Raw genomic sequence first — 18,648 nt, 5'->3', positions numbered from 1 at the left:
AAGTGTTGATTTCGCAAATGTTGCCTAAAGCGGAACGGCAATCAACAATGGGCTTAACCACTACCTTCACGAATATTGGTGGAATCGTCTTCATCATGGGTGGGGGACAATTGGCCGCGCAAAGTTCTTGGGTCAACAATTATTGGATTTACTTATTCTCATTCTTAGTTTTGCTAGTGGTCTTGCTGTTAGTTCCAATGCACCCAAAGGATGTCTCTGATCATGATGACAATGAAGCTGACGATGGCGGTATTCAATTAAACAAGTATGTTTGGTATTCCGCTGGTTGGGGCTTTGGCGTGATGCTTTTGAATAATGTTTTGAATAACAATATTTCCTTATTCATTACGGAACAACATATGGGATCCACCGCCCAAGCAGCCTTGACATCTACCATTTCTTTAATTGGCGGGATGTTGTGTGGATTGATCGTGGGAGTTATTGGGAAACGCTTTAAGAACTCGACGATTTTCATTGCCTACCTCGTTTATGGACTCTCTTACTTGCTGATTGGTTATGTACACACCCTCTTGTTTGCCTTTATTGGTAGTTTCTTTGTCGGTGCGGCCATGAGTATCGCCATGGGACAATTCCCTTACCTATTATCGATCTCAGTTAATAAGAGCACGATGTCAATGGCGCTCGGAATCTTTGTGGCGGTTTATTCGGTCGGTGGAGTTGTTAGTCCCTTCGTCGTTAACCCCTTAACGTCACTCTTATCTGGTATGGGGATGAATGTCTTTACCGTCAGTGGTTTTCTGGCCTTGATTCTCGGGGTGATTGTACTGCTCGGTCGCTATCAACAGAACCTGGTCCGTCATGCGGAAGGGAAATGAAATCCATACTTTAAGTATTAATTATTGAAACACCACTCCTGATGAGGGGGTGGTGTTTTTTGGACCTGGCTAAAAACTTTCTTGAGACGTTCAGGTAATCATAAATTGGATTTTAATTAAAAAATCTAATTTATCATTATTTTCATGCTATCATAATCATTAAAACGAGGAATTTACCGATGACCAAGCTAGGCCTTATTGGTGGGACGGGACCAGAATCAACCTTGATCTATTATCAGCAACTAACTAGTCGCTATGCGCAGGCATTGCATCAAGATGCTTTTCCACCGGTTATGATCGAGAGTTTAGACGTTTTTCAGGTTTTGGCTTTTGCCCAAGCTCAAAATTATACCGGTTTAACCAATTATCTGGTTCAAGGTTTTGAAAACTTAGCACAAGGTGGAGCAACCTTTGCGGCATTAACCGGGATCACTCCTCACGTAGTGTTTGATCAAGTTCAGGAGCGGCTTTCGATTCCATTGGTATCAATGGTCGACACGACAGTTGATTATCTAAATCAACGGGGTCGTAAGCAAGTGCTCTTACTAGGGACTTATCCAACTATGCATGAAACATTTGTCAGTCAAAAACTAGAAAGTGCTGGGATCGAAGTTATAAAACCGACAGAAGATCAGCAACAATTCATTCATCGACGAATTTCAGATGAATTAGAATTTGGGGTCGTGAAAGCAAGTACGCAACACGAATTTGCCCAGTTATGTCAAGCTTGGCAAGATCAAGTTGGTTATGATGCCGTCATTCTAGGGTGCACTGAATTGCCTTTGCTATTTGAGAAGATAACCTTACCGGTGGAAAAAGTTGATGTGATGCACGTGCACATTGATAATCTCTTAAAGCGATTAGTTCAAGAAGCGGAGGGAAACTAAATGGATATGTATGTAGTTGATGCCTTCACGGATGAATTATTTAAGGGCAACCCCGCTGCCGTTTGTTTCGTTGATAAATGGCCCAGTGAGGAGCTAATGAAAAAGATTGCGATGGAGAATCGCTTTTCCGAAACGGCTTTTACAATTCAAAAGAGTCCTGATCATTACTTGTTGAGGTGGTTCACCCCAGGCGGTGAGATTGACCTATGTGGGCATGCGACCCTTGCAACCGCTTTTGTGATTTTTATGCAAAATCCTGATTTGGGAGATCAAATTACTTTTACGACAAGTCAAAGTGGTGATTTGGTGGTCACGAAGGTGGCAGATCGCTATGAAATGACCTTCCCATCCTTTGAATTAAAGCCGATTGCAGTCACTCCGACCATGACGGCGGCCCTTGGCGCGGAGCCGCAAGCTGCCTTCTTAGGGCGAGATCTTTTGTGTATCTTTGATGATGAGCAAATAGTCAGAGATATGGAACCAGATCAAGCTAAATTAGCTCAATTACCGGGACTCTTGCAGCATGCGACGGCTAAAGGGAGTGAATTTGATTGTGTTTCCCGTTCCTTTGCGCCTAAATTATCAGTTCCAGAAGATCCCGTTTGCGGGAGCGGTCATTGTCATATTGTCCCTTACTGGGCTCAACAATTAGGCAAACACAACCTAATTGCTTATCAAGCTTCAGCGCGGAGTGGCGTTTTATATTGTGAAGATCAAGGCGATGTGGTGAAATTAGCCGGCCAGGCAGTTTTGTATGCCAAGTCAGAGCTTAATCTAGCTTAAAACTCATTAATAAAACCCCAAAGGACTTGTTTCCTTGGGGTTTTATTAATGAATCGGCTGATTTTTTCATCCTTGGATCTTCACACTATCTCGAAAGATTTGGTAAGATAAATATTAAGATTTTAGGGAGGACAATTATGTCAAAAGAACGAACAATGGCCTTTACCGATGCAATCTTAGCCATCGTGATGACAATTTTAGTTTTGGAGTTAAATGAACCGGAACAAATGACCTGGTCCGGGATCTGGGCTCTACATGAAAGTTACTTAGCTTACGCCTTAAGCTTTTTTTGGCTAGGGACGCTTTGGGTTGGGTTACATAATGAATGGCAACATGTCAAAATGATCAAAACGTCCACCTTATGGATGAATTTGATTGTCCTTTTTTGGGCGTCGTTATTCCCATATACCACTAAATTAGTTAGCGATCACTTTAATAATTCAGTTGCCCAGGTGTTGTATGGGGTAGTGGTTGTCTTAACAACAGTTTTTAATTTGTTATTAAGTCGTACTTTAGTCATCGAGAATCCGCAAGAACGAGCGAAATCACGATTCCGTCAGCACTGGTTAAGTTTAGATCTTTTAATTAAACTAGTGGGATTAGTCCTTAGTTTGACGGTTTATCCTCCAGCAGCTATGTATTCCGTTTTATTGACCGCTTGTGCGATCGCTATTCCTTCACATGTGATTGAGAGCCTACAGGGGCAAAAAGAATAATTATGCATTATCCATCCGAATTAGTTGAAGCAATCAAAGCCCAGACGGTTGATCTTAAATTAGAAGATTTTCTAGAGGGCGCGGGTCCTTTGCATCCCCATCTTATGATCGTTGGTGAAGCTCCAGGACGAGAAGAAATTGAGAGTCACATTCCTTTTCATGGGGCTTCAGGTAAAGAGTTAATGCGCTTTTTAAACTTAGCTGGTTATAAACGAGAAGATGTTTATATCACGAGTGTGGTGCGGAGTCGTCCGTATTCGGTCAAACAGGTTAAGGACCGGCGGACGGGGAAGATAGTGACTAAATATCCGAACCGGACGCCTTCGAATAAAGAGGTCCGGATTTATGCGCCCTTGTTTGATTGGGAATTACACCAAGTCCAACCGGATGTCATTATTCCGGTGGGGAATACGGCTTTGCACCGTTTATTAGGACCAGATGAAGTGATCTCAGCGGTGCACGGCCAGTTAATTCAACACCCAGTTCTAGAATTTAATTCAGCAACTGGCCAATATCAATGGAGCCAAGCTAGCTATCAGATTGTTCCCATGTACCACCCGGCCGCCGTTTTATATCGTCGTCAGTTAATGCCAACCGTCGAAGCCGATTGGCAGCAATTATCACAGTTAGTATAAGGAAAAGAAAAATGACCCACGCTTTTGTACTTTGCGCTGATGAGCGCTATTTAGATCAAGTTGAAACCACGATGAAGTCGATTATGGCCAATGTGGCTGATGCCAAGGTATATTTAATTAACGAAACCCTCCCGCCAGAATGGTTTAAACGCGTGCGCCAGATGATCAAGCCCTTTGGCGGTCAATTAATTGATTGTCGGATCAGTACTGAACAGCTGCAACAATATCATACTCCCGCCAATATTAGTACCATTGCCTATGGTAGGTTGTTGATGGGACAGTTTGTGGCCGAATCTCGGGCTGTTTATATTGACGTCGATGCGATAGTGACAGCGGATATTAGTGAATTGTTTACTCTGGATTTACAGGGAAAGCTGTTAGCGGCTGCCCAGAATGTTACGGGTGATCATGGTGTGATTGCCGATGAATTTAATTCTGGATTGTTAGTCGTCGATATTGACCAGTGGAAGTCCAGCAATTTTGAAGCGCGGATCTTTGCCTATATGAACGAACATGCGGATCAAATTACCTTTGGCGACCAGCAAATGTTAAATGAAATGCTAGCCGGTGATTTTGTGGTGCTCGATAAAACCTATAATTTTATGATTGGACTGGACTGGTTCACTTTAGTCCAAGACCTAGGTGATTATGCGCAGGTATCAATTAATCCATTGCCAAAAATTTTACACTATGTCAATATTCATAAGCCTGGCAATTAAATACCTCAATCCGGACGAAGGATTTATGGTGGGATTATCGGATGATGGAATGGTCAGCCATTAGTAGCAAATGGCAAAATCATTTCCAAATTTCTAGCTCATTGCCAAGTAACCAGCGTCCAACTTTCTTTACCTTAACCAATTCATATAGTCTGGAAGATTTTGATGCCCTAGTGCAAGCGATGCCCGACTGTGACTTTGTGGTGGCGGCTTATACGAGGGTTCATCCATTACTCAAAGCAATTCGCCGGTATGATAATGTAACTTTATTAGAGATGTGTCCGCCAATTTTAGTGGATGTGTGGGCCCAAACGGCTGATGTTTATTTAGATATTAATAACGGCAATAAATCTGAAGATGTAATCGAAAATTTCCGTCATCATCAGGTGCCGATCGTTGCTTTTGAAGATCAGGCTAGTCCACTAGCGGAGCATGTGGTGGCGACCCACGATGTTGATGCGATGGTCAAGATACTACAGCAAATATTAGCTAAGAAAGAAGAATAATAATGGGGTATGAAGAACTAATTCCCAAAATTTATGATTGGGCCAAAGAGCGCGGGATTGATCAAGCGGATCCCCGGGTTGAATTTATGAAGATGGCTGAAGAACTTGGTGAATTGTCAGGCGCCTTTAATAAAGAGCAAAGGGACAAACTAATCGACAGTATTGGGGATCTACAAATTGCGCTCCTTATCTTTTGTCGGTTGGTGGGAGTAGATCATCAGGCCGCTTTAAATGCCGCCTATCAAGAAATTGCCAAGCGAACGGGTAAAACGACGGCAGATGGGGTTTTCATTAAAACCAGCGATTTAGATACCACGGAGTAATAAAGTTTGATATGATAATATGACCACAGGAAATGAAAGGAGAAATTGATGTCATTTATTGGCACCTTAGCTTTAATTTTATTAGTCACTTTAATTGTTTCACAACTTTTTAGCCGGGTGGGCATTCCCGATGTGATCGGGCAAATTTTAGTCGGGGTCGTAGCTGGTCCGGCCATGCTAGGTTGGTTACAACAATCCGAAATGATCGAGCAATTCCAAGAAATTGGGGTAATTGTTTTAATGTTCATTGCCGGTCTTGAAAGTGACCTATCTCTACTAAAAAAATATTTAAAACCGGCTTTAATGGTGGCTTTAGGGGGGATGCTCTTACCAATTCTGGTCATGGGAGTGGCCGCGTATGGGTTTGGGATTCCTGTTTTTGAAGCTTTCTTTATTGGGGTCGTCTTCTCTGCAACTTCGGTCAGTATTTCGGTCGCAGTCCTGCGTGAATATCGGAAAATGGATACAAAAGAAGGAGCCACGATCCTTGGCGCTGCGGTTGCTGATGACATCGGGGGCGTCATGCTCTTAAGTATTATGATTTCAATGATGAACAGTCAGGGAAGTCATGTTTCAGGTCATGGGTCAACTAATCTGGGCTTAGTGTTATTACTGCAAGTTGCCTTTTTTGGTGGGTCTTACCTATTGATTCGGTGGTTAGCTCCATACTTGATGCATTTGAGTTCTAAAATGTTACCGATTGCCGCTAATTCAGTGATGGCAATGGTCATTTGTTTGGGGATGGCGGCAGCAGCCGAATCAGTCAGCTTGAGCGGGGCCGTTGGGGCTTTCTTTGCCGGCATCGCCATTGCTAATACCCATAAGAAAGAAACTGTTAACCGGAGCTTTATTCCGATTGGTTATGCTATGTTCATTCCGATTTTCTTTGTAAACGTTGGTTTGAGTATGCGGTTGGACCATTTCTGGGATTCAATCGTCTTCATTCTGGTGATGACCGTCTTGGCATGTTTGACGAAACTGCTCGGCTCGGGTGGTGGCGCAAAGATGATGGGCTTCCCCTTGGATAGTTCTTATGTAATTGGTAGTGGGATGATTGCCCGTGGTGAAATGGCCCTGATCACTGCTCAGATTGGTTATGAGGCTCATTTATTATCGGAATCATATTATTCGGACATCATTACGGTAATTGTTTTAGCGACGATTTTGGCACCATTTATTTTGAAACATGCCATTAAGCGCATGAAAACAGCCTAAAAAATAAACTCTCGTTTAACGGTGGCTATAATGCCGGTTAAGCGAGAGTTTTATTTTTTTAGAATGGGGCATTCCCTAATGCATGTTGCGCTGCGAGGTTAAGTAAACTCCATTGCCGGTCAAATCCAGGTTGGAAGAAGAAGTCGGCACAAGCCAGATCTTCTAAGGTTAATTTTTGAGCAATGGCTAGGGATAAAACATTCCCTTGGGCGGTTAGATCAGCTGTGGATAATACGGAACCACCCAATAATTGATGAGTTAATGGGTTGTAAGTTAAGCTGACATAGACCCGAGGATTATCATTTTTCGGAATGTAGGCTGGTCGTTGCCGGTCTTCATAAAAGCTAGTTGCAAAATCAATATGACTTTCACGAGCAGTCATTTCGTTTAAACCGGCGGTCGCAAAATGGTAATCATACACGGAAAGAGCTGATGAACCAACAACGCCTTTAAATGGATGAGTTGGTTTAGCTTCAAAGAGATGGTTAACAACATACTGAGCTTCTCGACGTGCCGTTGTCGCTAAAGCAATTGGCAGAGGTTTATTAGCTGGGATCGAGAGCGGAAGGATCGCATCACCGATGGCGTAAACGTCAGGTAGATTAGTTCGTAAGTAAGCATCGGTTTGGATGAAGCCGTGTCGATCGAGATTAATTGTTCCCTTGAGCCATTGGGTATTCGGTTTAACTCCGGCAGAAACAATGACTAAGTCCGTTGGGATGGTTTCTTGATCCGTTTGAATGGCAGTAACCTGGCCATTTTCACCAACAAAGCTTTCAATATTGAGACCTGTCTTGATCTTAACGCCGTGCTTTTCAAACTCGTTGGTTAAGATGGCAATATTTTCTGTATTTAAGTAACGTTCCAGAATATGGTCATTCCGATCCAGGAGGGTCACTTCTTTATTATGGCCATAGGATGATAAAACATCAGCCGCTTCGACCCCAATATAACCGGCACCCACGACAGTGATTTTGTGGAAGCGGTCGTCAGTTAAAGCCGCTTTGATCTTAGTAGCCCAATCGTAACCACGCATTAAATAAATGTTATCTAGGTCAGCGCCAGGGACTGGTAAGGTCATTGGGGTGACTCCAGACGATAGGATTAACTTATCATAAGGGACGGTTTGGTCACTATCGGTTGCTTTAAAGTGAACCGTCACCGTTTTCTGGTCGGCATTAATAGCCGTTACTTCAGCTTGATTAAAAACATGACCGCCCCGACTTTCAATATCCGCTGGCGCGAAGTTACGGACGTCATCTTGCGCCGTCACCTTATCTTCGAGGAATAACTGCATTCCACAAGACATGAAGGAGACAAAGTCACCGGCTTCATAAATGACCACATCAACGTGATCATACTTATCTAAAATCTCAATGGCAGATTCATGTCCACCATGTGATGCACCAACAATAACAACTTTTTGGTTTTCCATAATCTATACCTCCAAATCGGTAAATTGCTTTCTGCGTGTTTATAATAGTTCTAAACTAATTCAGAAGCAAGACATATCCTGATAGTAATGGAGGATAAACACAGGAGGAAACCTTACTTTGTCTTGAAAGAAATTTGTTGATCAATTTGGAGGTGTTGGCTGTCGGTGATTAAAGTCGTGATGGGTCCCAAAGATAACATGAATAATTCATGCATGGCCCGAGTCATCATGGTGTACAATTGACCGGTTTGTTGCCGGGTAAAATGGTCCTGGCTAATATCGGGGATGATCACGGCGTCAAATTCGAGACCTTTAGCCAAATAAATTGGCAAGATGATGATCCCGGTTTTTAAACTTAAATCATGCTCGGTCAGGTGACTAAGCTGGCCAAAGTGCGGATGAAGCAGGTGGTAAAGTGCCTGGGCTTGTAGGTCATCCTGACTTAAGATGGCGACGGTTTGATAGTCATTTTGTAACCGTTGGGCGCTTTTGATGAGGGCAGTTTGCCAAGCAGTTGAATCGTGGCGAATAATCACTTGGGGCTGGGTACCGTGGCGACTAAAAGCGGTGATTTGATCTCCATCCGGTAACAATGAGGTTGCTAATTTGGTGATCTCATAGGTTGAGCGATAACTCTGCTGCAGATTAACCAGGGTTGAATGTTGGGCCTGTAAAGATTTGCTAACTCGCTTTAAAAGAACTTGGGGTGCTTCTAGAGGCCGGAAGAGGGCCTGCTCACTATCACCAATTACCGTAAATTGGGCCTTTGGGAAGGTGTGTTTGAAATAGATTAATAAACTCAGGGGGTAGTCTTGCATTTCATCAATAAAGACATATTGGAAGTTGCGGTTTTGTCCCCGACCAGTCAGTAAATCACGTAAATATAAGTATGGGGCGGTATGTGATAAGGGAAAATGATGAAATTCTAATTGATGTTGGAAGGATTGGATCAGTGCCTGTCGATCGATTGCCACTGGTAGGTCAATCCATTGTAAAAAGTCCGTATATTGATTGGGAAAATCGATCATTAAATTATTGTAGAGGGCATCATAAACAATTCGTAAACGTTGCTTTGCTAATTGACGAGCGAGATATCGATCATAAGCGGCCGTATCTTCAAAATCATCAATCGATTTAGAGCCCAATAAGCGCTGAATTTGTTGACGATTAAGCGTGTCGAGTTCCTTAGTTAACCAATCACTTTGGGCTATTTTGGTGATACGCTGTTTCAGTAAGCGGATGAAGTGGTTTTTTAACTTCACCAGTTGATCTTGTAACTTTAATTGGGGGTCGATTTGGTCCCAGATGTGTTGAAAATGCTTTTGAGAAAAGAAGGGTCGTCCATTAAAAGTCACGTCGATAAACTGTAAGGATCGCTGGTGCTGGCGGATTAAGGCTAAATAGTCTTGGACAGCGGCCATACTGGCAGGGGATTCAAAGAAATCATCACTGGCTTGATGTGATCGGTCTAATTGTCGTTCTTCATACCGCTCAAAAAGTGATTCTACTTGTAAGCCTTCGAAGCGACGCTGCAAAAAATTATGGAGGGTGACTTGACGCAAATTCCGTTCACCTAAACTTGGTAAGACCTGGGAAATATAGTGGCTAAAAAGCTGATTAGGCGAAAATAAGACCATTTGATCGGCGTTTAATTGGTTCCGGGCATGATAAAGCAGGAAAGCAACCCGTTGGAGAATGGTGGAGGTTTTGCCACTGCCGGCGACCCCTTGAACCACTAGTAAATCACTCTCAGTATCTCGAATAATGGTATTTTGATCGTGTTGGATGGTGGCGACAATATTACGCATGGCTTGATTATCCTGTTCACCCAAGACCGCTTGCAGCATTTCATCGCCAACTGTTTCATTGGTGTCGAACATATTGGTGATTTGACCATCAATAATGGTAAATTGTCGTTTTTTAACCAGTTTGGTATTTTGTAAACCAGCTGGTGTCTGATAGCTAACCTCGCCGAGCGTTCCGTTATAATAAATCCCGGAAATGGGGGCCCGCCAGTCATAAATTAAGAATTCGCTTTTCGTATGGTCCATTAAAGAGGCAGTGCCAATATATAAAGATTCTGGTTCACGCTCACCGGGATCTAAGATATCAATTCTCCCAAAGTAAGGTTGTTTGGCAAGCTGTTCTAAGGTGGTCAATTGGTGTTGCAAAATTGCTTCGTTTTCCGTCGCCCGGGCCACCAATTGGCGTTGTTGTTCAATTGCGGAACGTGATTCGGCAATATCATCAATTTCATAGCGGTTGATCGAAGCGTTAGCTCCATAATTCTCTTCAACGGCGCGAGTTTCAGCATGGGCCTTGGCTAATTCGGTGCGGGTGGCATTAATTTGTAATTGAATTTCCTTGATGACTTGATCTACACGTGACTGCTCGATTTGGCGCTCTGCATCTGTCATGACCGGTCCTCCTAGCTTGATTAATTATCATATTCTATCACGGACCAGGAAAAACGAAAAAGAATGAAAACCTGCGGGAAGATAATGCTTGTTAGCTTCGAAAATGGTAAGATTATAAGGAAACATTTTTTGACAAAAAATTAAAATAAGGAGGTGAACCGAGCGTGGAAAATCTGGCAATTGTGGATTTGGGCTCTAATTCGACCCGAATGGCAATTACACAAATCGATGCGAATGGGAACTTCCGAGAAGTGAAACGAGTGAAGGAAAATACCCGACTATCTGAAGGGATGGGCGCGGAAAAACGCCTCCAAAAACCAGCCATGGATCGAACCATTGCGGCTTTAAAACGGTTTAAGCGGATTTATCGATCCTATTCCCAACTTAGTGTACGTTGTATTTCAACGGCCGCGGTCCGGCAAGCCGTTAATCAACAGGAGTTTTTGGACCGGGTTCAAAATGAAGTCGGGTTGACCCTTCAAGTCCTCACGGGCAAGCAAGAAGCTTATTATGATTACTTGGGAGTTGAACGAACCTTAAAAATGGATCATTGTCTGATCTTGGATGTGGGGGGCGCTAGTTCAGAGTTAGTTCTAGTGCAACATAAAAAGGCTCGGGATATGATTTCTTTACCATTTGGCGCCGTTAATTTATCGGAACAATTTCAATTAGGTGGCTATGTCCGGGCTAACGATCTTTTTCGGGCCGAAACGCTGGTTACCAATCGTTTTAATAAAGTTCCTTGGTTGCGATATGCCAATCGCGTCCCGATCGTATTGTTGGGTGGGGCCAATCGAACCCTAGCACGGATGTCACAAGTCCGGCGCAAACAGCGTCCCCATTCAATTCATGGTTATCGGATGTCGTCCGGAGCTGTGTATTCAATTTTTCGGGATATGCTAAGCCGGAATCTGGCACAACGAAAACGTTTACCAGGATTGGAGTATGACCGAGCTGATATTATTGTGGGGGGCTTATTACCCTTAATTTGTTTGTTGCAACGGAATAGTGACGGCCGTGTGATTTTTTCGGAAAGTGGTGTCCGTGAAGGAATTATTACCGAATATATTCAACAACGAGGGAAACAAGATGACTAAAGAGTGGTATCAAGGTTTTTATAAACGCTCCATCGCGCAACGATGTCAATTATTACAGGAACACTTGGGGCTGACAGCAGAACAATGTCAGCTTCTTTTTTCGCAATCAGATTCCTTAAGTAGTCAGTTAATTGAAAATTATCTGACTGATTATCATTTGCCGGAAGGCCTGGCCGTGGGCTTAGTAGTAAACGGGCAAAATTATGCCCTACCGATGGTGGTGGAAGAACCTTCCGTCGTTGCCGCGGCTAGTAATGGAGCCCAACGAATTGCCAAAAATGGTGGCTTTATGGCATATCCAGGGGGTCGGAAGGTAATTGGTCAAGTGGTTTTAGAGCAAGTCGAAAATTTTGACCAATGTCGGCAATGGATCTTTGATCATCAAGCGACGATCTTACAAGTGGCTAATCAAGCCCACCCGTCCTTACAAAAACGGGGTGCCGGAGCCATCGAATTGCGCGTTCGCCGGATTGAACCCTTTATCAGTGTCGATTTGGTCATTGATGTCAGCCAAGCTATGGGAGCCAACAGTGTCAACACGATGGCAGAAGCCGTGAGTCAATGGTTTCAAGAGCAGGGCTATCAAGTCTTAACAGCCATCTTGAGTAATTATGCAGTCGATAGTTTACAAACCGTTACCGGTAAGGTTCACGTCCGTGATTTAGGGACCATTGATCAAGACGGTCGCCAGGTTGCGGAAAAAATAGTGCAACTTAGCCAGTTAGCTCAAGTGGATCCATATCGAGCGGCCACCCACAATAAGGGCATTATGAATGGAATTGATGCGGCAGTGATTGCCAGCGGTAATGATTGGCGGGCAATTGAGAGTGGAGCACACGCCTATGCCAGTCGCGATGGTCACTATCGCGGGTTGAGCCAATGGCATCTGGATGGGGATTACTTAGTTGGTCAGTTGACCTTGCCCATGCCAGTCGGAGTAGTGGGTGGCTCGATCAAGCTATTGCCCCAGTCGCAAATTAATTATCAAATCAGTCACATCCAAACCGCGGAAGAATTAGCAGGGGTAATCGCTAGTGTTGGCTTAGCACAAAATTTGGCCGCACTACGGGCACTGGGTTCCACGGGGATTCAAGCAGGGCATATGAAACTTCAATACCGATCACTGGCAATTAGTGTCGGGGCTAAAGAAGAGGAGATCGCCAAGCTGGTGCAAGCCTTAATTGCTAGTCCGCGTGTTGATACGCAAGTGGCGACCAAGTTATTAAAAGAATTACGAGGTGAAAAGTAAATGGCCGGGAAGAAAGTACCATTAAAAGCAGCAACTAACGAGTTACTAGATCAAGTGAATCAGCTTTATCCTACCGGGACAGTGTTCTTGGATTTTGAAGGTGACCAAGTAGGTTATGTTCGTCATGATCAAGCCCAGCAAAAAGTTCTTCCAGGCGGCTTAATGATTACTTTAACGGACCTTACGGAACCAGACTACACGGCCTCGCATGAATTGTTACATTTATTAATGCTTTTGCAAGGTTTTCCACAAATCTTTTTCCAATTATCACTAGGTGAAGATGAGTTGGATGAACAAATGATGATTATGGCGACGGATCTATATAATGTTGCCATGCATACGGTGGTCGTAGATGAACAACGGCGCCACGATTTAATCACTCCGCAAATTGAAGCAGAGTACTTAGCAGGAATTCACGCCACCTTGTCGGACGAAGGCGACCAAGTAGATAATGAGCGGACTTTACGCTTGTTAACCTTATTAGATGCCTTAGTTTTTTATGGTGATCACCTGGATCAGGTGCAAGCTGATTTGAATCAACGTTACCCTTTGGCCTTAAAGACGGCCCAAGCTCTGTATGCGCAGGCCTTTGATAAAGCTGTTGACTCTCCTTATGCGATGCGGCGGGTCATTGTACGATTATTCAAGTTGTTTGATGAACAAATGCGTGCTTGGCAATTACCACCATTGCATAATACGGAATTTACTACCGTTTCACCGGTGCTCTCGGAACGGCAATTGCGATTATCGGTAAAACAAGTTTTTGAGATTTTTCATTCAGATATGCAAAATCGGGAGAGTGGCAAAAGAGCTTATGTTGGGTTAAGGCGGAATGATCGCCAAAACTCATTTGTCATTGATGCTCCCCAAGGAGATACTGCCGCTGAATTTGTGAGTCTATATGCTCAACCAGTTCAAGAATTTTTAGATCAACACGGGATTCCGTATATTGTAAGGAAGTGATCGAATGGCAAACCCACATCAAGCTTTATATGATGAAGCAAAAGCAATTGTCTTTTTAACCGGGGCCGGTGTTTCCACGGCTTCCGGGATTCCGGATTTTCGTTCGGCCAATGGCTTATATCGACAAAATCAACGGGCTGAGTACTATTTGAGCCATCAGTATTTTGCTACTGATCCAGCTGGTTTTTACGATTATTGTCAACAAAACCTTTACTTTCCAGATGCCAAACCAAATGTGATACATCAAAAACAAGCCGCACTGACCCAACAAGACCGGGCAACAGTCATTACGCAAAACATTGATAATCTCTATGAATTAGCAGGGACCAAACATTTAATTGACTTTCATGGAAATCTCTACGATTTATATTGTGTTAAATGTCACCAAAAAGTTAGCTTGGCAGACTACCAGACTAGTCGAATCCATTCAAGTGATGGCGGTGAGATTCGCCCTAATATTGTCTTGTATGATGAACCAATTGACAGCCAGAATGTACAAAAATCAGTTGCGGCGATACAACAAGCTGATCTAGTGGTGATTGTGGGGACGTCCATGCGGGTATATCCTTTTGCGGGATTATTAGATTATGTAAATTCGCAAGCCAAGGTGATTGCCGTTAATCAGGAGCCTCTACAACTCCCAATTGATTTTGAAATGGTTACGGTTGATGCTAGTCAGTATTTTAAAGAATTGAAGATTAATGCTTAGTATGATAGACTAGGCTGGTTGTATAAAAACGGGGCAGAAATTCTGAACCGCTTTTTTTATGGAATAAAGAAAGGGGGATTCGCTAATGACACAAAAAACCAAGCGGACCATATACATTATGTTGATTAGTCAGTTTTTGATTTTCTTAGGAATGAGTTTGATTTTTCCGGTTGAGCCCTATATTCGAAAGGAGTATCATTTAACCGCTTTTGACATGGGGATGATGTCGGCTTTGTTTGCCTTAGTGCAATTTGCGGCATCCCCAATTGCTGGTCGTTTGTCAGACCGTTGGGGACGAAAGCCCATGATGGTTTGGGGGCTAGTTATGTTTACCGTGGGTGAATTTATTTTCGCCATGGGACAAAATTTATTTTGGTTTGACTTCTCGCGGATGATTGATGGTTTATCGGCTGCCATGTTCACACCGGCTTCGATGGCGTTAGCGGCAGATATTACGACCGAACAGCAACGGGCGAAGGTAATTGGTTGGCTATCAGCAGCCTTTAGCGGCGGCTTAATTCTTGGCCCTGGTCTGGGAGGGATTTTAGCCAATATTTCTTACAAATTTCCTTTTTGGATTGCGGGGATTTTAGGGGTGATTAGTATTCTGGTGACCGTAATTTGGTTACCAAAGGATGATGAACACGATCTGAAGGCACATGCCCAAATGGCCGAAGAATATCGATCGGCAAGTTCTTGGGAACAATTAAAGCAAATTATGTCCCCAGCGCTGATGATGTTATGTGTCATGATTTTGATTGCGGCCTTTGGACTAGCTGGTTTTGAAAGTATTTATAGTCTATATGTTAATCAAGTCCACGGCTTTGATCTCAATCAGATTGCGACTGTCTTAACATTAAATGGGATTTTGTCATTGATTCTACAAGTTTTCCTATTTGAATGGCTGGTGGATAAACTTAAAGAAGTGGGCTTGATTCGCCTAACTTATTTCGTGGCTATTATTGGAACCGTGATGGTGATTTACTTGCATCATTATTGGCTGGTGGTCTTTGCGACCTTATTGGTATTTGAAGGCTTCGATTTAGTACGTCCTGCCATTACTACTCTAATGACCAAGTTAGGTCGGGATAATCAAGGTCTGTTGAATGGAGTGAATACTTCCCTTACTAGTGTGGGAAATGTCTTTGGCCCTCTTTTATCGGGGTGGTTATTAGATGTTAATTCCCTATATCCATATTGGCTTGTGAACGTCTTTTTGGTGATTGCTTTTCTAATTACTTTTAGTTTAGCGCGCCAAATGAAAAGACAATAGTTACTGAAGAACGGGTTAGCATTGCGATGCACCCGTTTTTTGCTTATACTAGATACTAAAATAAATTTGATGAAAGAGGGGCCTCATATGGCTGAAAATAAACCAACTTATTACATTACCACACCGATTTACTATCCATCTGGTAAGCTACACATCGGAAATTCATACACGACGGTTGCTTGTGATGCTGAAGCTCGCTTTCGGCGGATGAGTGGATATGATGTCTTCTTCTTAACGGGAACGGACGAACATGGTCTTAAAATTGAACAAAAGGCTGAAAAATTAGGCCTTGATCCACAAGCTTATGTTGATCAAATGGCTGCTGGGATTAAAGAATTATGGAAGAAACTGGAAATTACCAATGATAAGTTTATTCGGACGACCGATGATTATCATGAAGCAGCGGTACAAAAGATCTTCCAACAATTACTAGACCAAGGGGACATTTATAAAGGTGAATACATTGGTTGGTATTCGGTTGATGATGAAGAATACTTTACTGAAAGTCAATTAGCTGAAGTTTATCGGGATGACCAAGGCCAAGTGATTGGTGGGAAAGCACCGTCTGGTCATGAAGTAGAATTGGTGAAGGAAGAATCTTATTTCTTCAAGATGAGCAAGTACGCTGATTGGTTAATGGATTATTACCAAGCCCATCCTGATTTTATTCAACCGAGCTCACGGATGAATGAAATGATCAACAACTTCTTAAAACCAGGGTTAGAAGATCTGGCGGTTACACGGACATCCTTTAATTGGGGAGTTAAAGTGCCGAATGATCCAAAACACGTGGTTTATGTGTGGATTGATGCTTTATCGAACTATATTACGGCCTTGGGGTATGGATCTGATGATGATAGTCTCTACCAAAAGTATTGGCCAGCTGATGTGCATATGGTTGGTAAAGAAATCGTGCGTTTCCACACCATCTATTGGCCAATCATGTTACATGCCTTAGGCTTACCATTGCCAAAGCATGTTATCGGTCATGGTTGGCTGACCATGAAAGATGGAAAAATGAGTAAGTCCAAAGGAAATGTGATTTACCCAGAAACCCTAATTGAACGATACGGTTTAGATGCGACACGCTACTACCTCTTGCGGGCCATGCCGTTTGGTAACGACGGGATTTTTAGCCCCGAAGATTTTGTGGACAAAGTTAACTATGATTTAGCTAATGACCTTGGGAATTTATTAAACCGGACTGTTGCCATGGTTAATAAATATCAAGGTGGTCAACTAGTAGCAACTAATGATGCTACTACTGATTTTGATGCTGATTTAAAAGCAACTTTTGAAGAAGTGTTAGCTAATTATCGGACTTTAATGGCTGATACGCACTTTGCGGATGCCTTAGCTGAAGTGTGGAAGTTTGTTTCTCGGGCTAATAAGTACATTGACGAAACAGAACCTTGGGTTTTGGCCAAGGATGAATCTAAAGCAGCGGTACTTTCCGATGTGATGACGAACCTGGCGAAATCATTACGGGTCATTGCCGCCTTGATCCAACCAGTGATGCCAAATGCACCGCGAGAAATCTTGAGTCAATTAGGTTTAGCAGAAACAACGTTAACCTTAAATGACCTATCCTTTGATGACTTTCCTGCCACAGCTCAAGTAGCTGCCAAAGGGACGCCAATCTTCCCTCGTTTGGATGTGCCAGCAGAAGTAAAATTCATTAAGAGCCAGATGACGGCTAATACCAAACAAAAAGGTCGTAAAGCGATGGAAGAGGCCAAACAACAGGCGCAAGAAGCGGAATCAACTGGAAAGAAGTCTATCCGGATTGACGCCTTTGATAAGGTGGAATTAAAGGTGGCCCAGATTAAAGCAGTGGATCATGTAGAAGGAGCCGACAAATTATTGAAGTTCCAATTAGACGACGGGACGGCTGAAGGTCGGCAAATTTTATCAGGGATTGCCCAATGGTATCCACAACCAGAGATTTTGGTGGGCAAAAAGGTCGTAATCGTTGCTAACCTGAAGCCACGCAAAATGCGCGGTGAACTCAGCCAAGGCATGCTACTGTCGGCTGAGCATGATGGGGAGGTAGAGCTCGTTACCCTACCTGATACTGACGTGATGGTACCCGGTGCTGGGGTTGAATAGTCATGGAAATTTATGATTCCCATACCCATTTAAATGATGAACCGTTTTTTGATGATGTGCCGGCTTTTTTGGCCCGGGCCCAACATTATCAAGTTACGGAGATGAATATTGTGGGATCAAATCAGCTCCTTAATCAGCGGGCCTTAGAGTTGGCACATCGATACCATCAATTACACGCCGTAATTGGCTGGCATCCAGAGGAGTTTAGTGATTATCAGGCGGCGACCTTGGATCAGTTGGCAAACCAGTTAGCCGATCCTGCAGTAGTGGCCGTGGGTGAAATTGGTTTGGACTATTACTGGGATCAAGATCATCATGAACTGCAAAAGCAGATGTTACTTGATCAGATTTCATTAGCCCAACAATTCCATTTGCCGATTGTTATTCATTGTCGTGAAGCTCTGTCGGAATTGTATGACATCTTAAAAATGATTGATATATCGTCAATCGGGGGCGTAATGCATAGTTTTAGTGGGGATGTCGATTGGGCGAAGAAGTTTTTAGATTTAGGGATGTATTTATCCTTTAGTGGAGTGGTTACATTTAATTCCGCCCACGAGGTTCAAACTAGTGCTCAATATGTGCCAGCAGACCGCTTATTAGTGGAGACGGATGCTCCTTACTTAACCCCCATGCCCTATCGAGGAAAGCAAAATGAGCCGGCCTTTACAGCTTTTGTAGTCGAAAAAATAGCTCAGCTAAGGCAAGTTGAACCGGGTGAGTTAGCTAAAATTACAACGGCAAATGCCCGGCAGTTATTTAAGAAAAGAGATTAA

General features: G+C 43.2%; 18 protein-coding genes. 16 read left to right on the top strand and 2 right to left on the bottom strand.

Annotated elements, in window-relative coordinates; all coding sequences use genetic code 11:
* The 9 genes from PS3_RS02555 to PS3_RS02515 all read left to right on the top strand — a co-directional run.
* Window positions 1-836 (top strand): MFS transporter (locus PS3_RS02555; protein ID WP_040467944.1); only part of this gene is annotated, 836 nt, incomplete at its 5' end.
* Between the two features lie 179 nt (window positions 837-1,015).
* Window positions 1,016-1,723 (top strand): aspartate/glutamate racemase family protein, encoded by a 708-nt coding sequence (locus tag PS3_RS02550; protein WP_040467943.1) that lies wholly within the window; start codon window positions 1,016-1,018, stop codon window positions 1,721-1,723.
* The gene (locus tag PS3_RS02545) at window positions 1,724-2,506 is read left to right on the top strand and encodes a PhzF family phenazine biosynthesis protein (protein ID WP_040467942.1); all 783 of its coding nucleotides are present in this window, start codon (window positions 1,724-1,726) and stop codon (window positions 2,504-2,506) included.
* 137 nt (window positions 2,507-2,643) lie between these two features.
* A complete protein-coding gene (locus tag PS3_RS02540; RefSeq protein ID WP_040467941.1) occupies window positions 2,644-3,222 on the top strand; it encodes a TMEM175 family protein in 579 nt (192 codons plus the stop codon).
* A 2-nt stretch (window positions 3,223-3,224) separates the two neighbouring features.
* On the top strand, window positions 3,225-3,857 hold the full coding sequence (locus PS3_RS02535; RefSeq protein ID WP_007121956.1) for a uracil-DNA glycosylase: 633 nt from the start codon (window positions 3,225-3,227) through the stop codon (window positions 3,855-3,857).
* A gap of 11 nt (window positions 3,858-3,868) precedes the next feature.
* Window positions 3,869-4,576, top strand: coding sequence for a glycosyltransferase family 8 protein (locus PS3_RS02530; protein ID WP_040467940.1), 708 nt, complete (start codon window positions 3,869-3,871; stop codon window positions 4,574-4,576).
* 41 nt (window positions 4,577-4,617) lie between these two features.
* Window positions 4,618-5,082 (top strand): hypothetical protein, encoded by a 465-nt coding sequence (locus tag PS3_RS02525; protein WP_040467939.1) that lies wholly within the window; start codon window positions 4,618-4,620, stop codon window positions 5,080-5,082.
* Window positions 5,083-5,084: 2 nt separating this feature from the next.
* Window positions 5,085-5,405: a MazG-like family protein gene (locus PS3_RS02520; RefSeq protein WP_007121955.1), complete on the top strand. Its 321-nt coding sequence runs from the start codon at window positions 5,085-5,087 to the stop codon at window positions 5,403-5,405.
* 48 nt (window positions 5,406-5,453) lie between these two features.
* Entirely contained in the window at window positions 5,454-6,620 is a 1,167-nt protein-coding gene (locus tag PS3_RS02515; RefSeq protein ID WP_007121954.1) for a cation:proton antiporter, read from the top strand.
* Between the two features lie 58 nt (window positions 6,621-6,678).
* Here the strand turns inward: PS3_RS02515 and PS3_RS02510 are convergent, their stop codons facing one another.
* Both PS3_RS02510 and helD read right to left on the bottom strand, forming a co-directional pair.
* A complete protein-coding gene (locus PS3_RS02510) occupies window positions 6,679-8,055 on the bottom strand; it encodes an FAD-dependent oxidoreductase (protein ID WP_007121953.1) in 1,377 nt (458 codons plus the stop codon).
* A 113-nt stretch (window positions 8,056-8,168) separates the two neighbouring features.
* The gene (helD, locus tag PS3_RS02505; protein ID WP_007121952.1) at window positions 8,169-10,472 is read right to left on the bottom strand and encodes an RNA polymerase recycling motor HelD; all 2,304 of its coding nucleotides are present in this window, start codon (window positions 10,470-10,472) and stop codon (window positions 8,169-8,171) included.
* A gap of 164 nt (window positions 10,473-10,636) precedes the next feature.
* On the opposite strand from helD, the gene PS3_RS02500 reads away from it, so the two are divergent.
* The 7 genes from PS3_RS02500 (at window position 10,637) to PS3_RS02470 (ending at window position 18,648) form a co-directional block, all read left to right on the top strand.
* Window positions 10,637-11,569, top strand: a complete 933-nt coding sequence (locus PS3_RS02500; RefSeq protein ID WP_007121951.1) for a Ppx/GppA family phosphatase — start codon at window positions 10,637-10,639, stop codon at window positions 11,567-11,569.
* On the top strand, window positions 11,562-12,818 hold the full coding sequence (locus PS3_RS02495; protein ID WP_007121950.1) for a hydroxymethylglutaryl-CoA reductase, degradative: 1,257 nt from the start codon (window positions 11,562-11,564) through the stop codon (window positions 12,816-12,818). The genes PS3_RS02500 and PS3_RS02495 overlap by 8 nt, the downstream gene beginning before the upstream one ends.
* Window positions 12,819-13,781: a hypothetical protein gene (locus tag PS3_RS02490; RefSeq protein ID WP_007121949.1), complete on the top strand. Its 963-nt coding sequence runs from the start codon at window positions 12,819-12,821 to the stop codon at window positions 13,779-13,781.
* Between the two features lie 4 nt (window positions 13,782-13,785).
* On the top strand, window positions 13,786-14,490 hold the full coding sequence (locus tag PS3_RS02485; protein ID WP_007121948.1) for an NAD-dependent protein deacylase: 705 nt from the start codon (window positions 13,786-13,788) through the stop codon (window positions 14,488-14,490).
* Window positions 14,491-14,575: 85 nt separating this feature from the next.
* On the top strand, window positions 14,576-15,763 hold the full coding sequence (locus PS3_RS02480; RefSeq protein ID WP_007121947.1) for an MFS transporter: 1,188 nt from the start codon (window positions 14,576-14,578) through the stop codon (window positions 15,761-15,763).
* Between the two features lie 87 nt (window positions 15,764-15,850).
* The gene (gene metG, locus PS3_RS02475) at window positions 15,851-17,872 is read left to right on the top strand and encodes a methionine--tRNA ligase (RefSeq protein WP_007121946.1); all 2,022 of its coding nucleotides are present in this window, start codon (window positions 15,851-15,853) and stop codon (window positions 17,870-17,872) included.
* 2 nt (window positions 17,873-17,874) lie between these two features.
* A complete protein-coding gene (locus tag PS3_RS02470; protein ID WP_007121945.1) occupies window positions 17,875-18,648 on the top strand; it encodes a TatD family hydrolase in 774 nt (257 codons plus the stop codon).

The organism is Limosilactobacillus gastricus PS3 (assembly GCF_000247775.1).
Classification (GTDB): Bacteria; Bacillota; Bacilli; order Lactobacillales; family Lactobacillaceae; genus Limosilactobacillus; species Limosilactobacillus gastricus_A.
This window is presented reverse-complemented; position numbering and strand designations above follow the sequence as displayed.

Coding starts and splice junctions, on each gene's coding strand:
- PS3_RS02550 (WP_040467943.1), top strand. CDS start 1,016: ATGACCAAGCTAGGCCTTATTGGTGGGACGGGACCAGAATCAACCTTG.
- PS3_RS02545 (WP_040467942.1), top strand. CDS start 1,724: ATGGATATGTATGTAGTTGATGCCTTCACGGATGAATTATTTAAGGGC.
- PS3_RS02540 (WP_040467941.1), top strand. CDS start 2,644: ATGTCAAAAGAACGAACAATGGCCTTTACCGATGCAATCTTAGCCATC.
- PS3_RS02535 (WP_007121956.1), top strand. CDS start 3,225: ATGCATTATCCATCCGAATTAGTTGAAGCAATCAAAGCCCAGACGGTT.
- PS3_RS02530 (WP_040467940.1), top strand. CDS start 3,869: ATGACCCACGCTTTTGTACTTTGCGCTGATGAGCGCTATTTAGATCAA.
- PS3_RS02525 (WP_040467939.1), top strand. CDS start 4,618: ATGATGGAATGGTCAGCCATTAGTAGCAAATGGCAAAATCATTTCCAA.
- PS3_RS02520 (WP_007121955.1), top strand. CDS start 5,085: ATGGGGTATGAAGAACTAATTCCCAAAATTTATGATTGGGCCAAAGAG.
- PS3_RS02515 (WP_007121954.1), top strand. CDS start 5,454: ATGTCATTTATTGGCACCTTAGCTTTAATTTTATTAGTCACTTTAATT.
- PS3_RS02510 (WP_007121953.1), bottom strand. CDS start 8,055: ATGGAAAACCAAAAAGTTGTTATTGTTGGTGCATCACATGGTGGACAT.
- helD (WP_007121952.1), bottom strand. CDS start 10,472: ATGACAGATGCAGAGCGCCAAATCGAGCAGTCACGTGTAGATCAAGTC.
- PS3_RS02495 (WP_007121950.1), top strand. CDS start 11,562: ATGACTAAAGAGTGGTATCAAGGTTTTTATAAACGCTCCATCGCGCAA.
- PS3_RS02490 (WP_007121949.1), top strand. CDS start 12,819: ATGGCCGGGAAGAAAGTACCATTAAAAGCAGCAACTAACGAGTTACTA.
- PS3_RS02485 (WP_007121948.1), top strand. CDS start 13,786: ATGGCAAACCCACATCAAGCTTTATATGATGAAGCAAAAGCAATTGTC.
- PS3_RS02480 (WP_007121947.1), top strand. CDS start 14,576: ATGACACAAAAAACCAAGCGGACCATATACATTATGTTGATTAGTCAG.
- metG (WP_007121946.1), top strand. CDS start 15,851: ATGGCTGAAAATAAACCAACTTATTACATTACCACACCGATTTACTAT.
- PS3_RS02470 (WP_007121945.1), top strand. CDS start 17,875: ATGGAAATTTATGATTCCCATACCCATTTAAATGATGAACCGTTTTTT.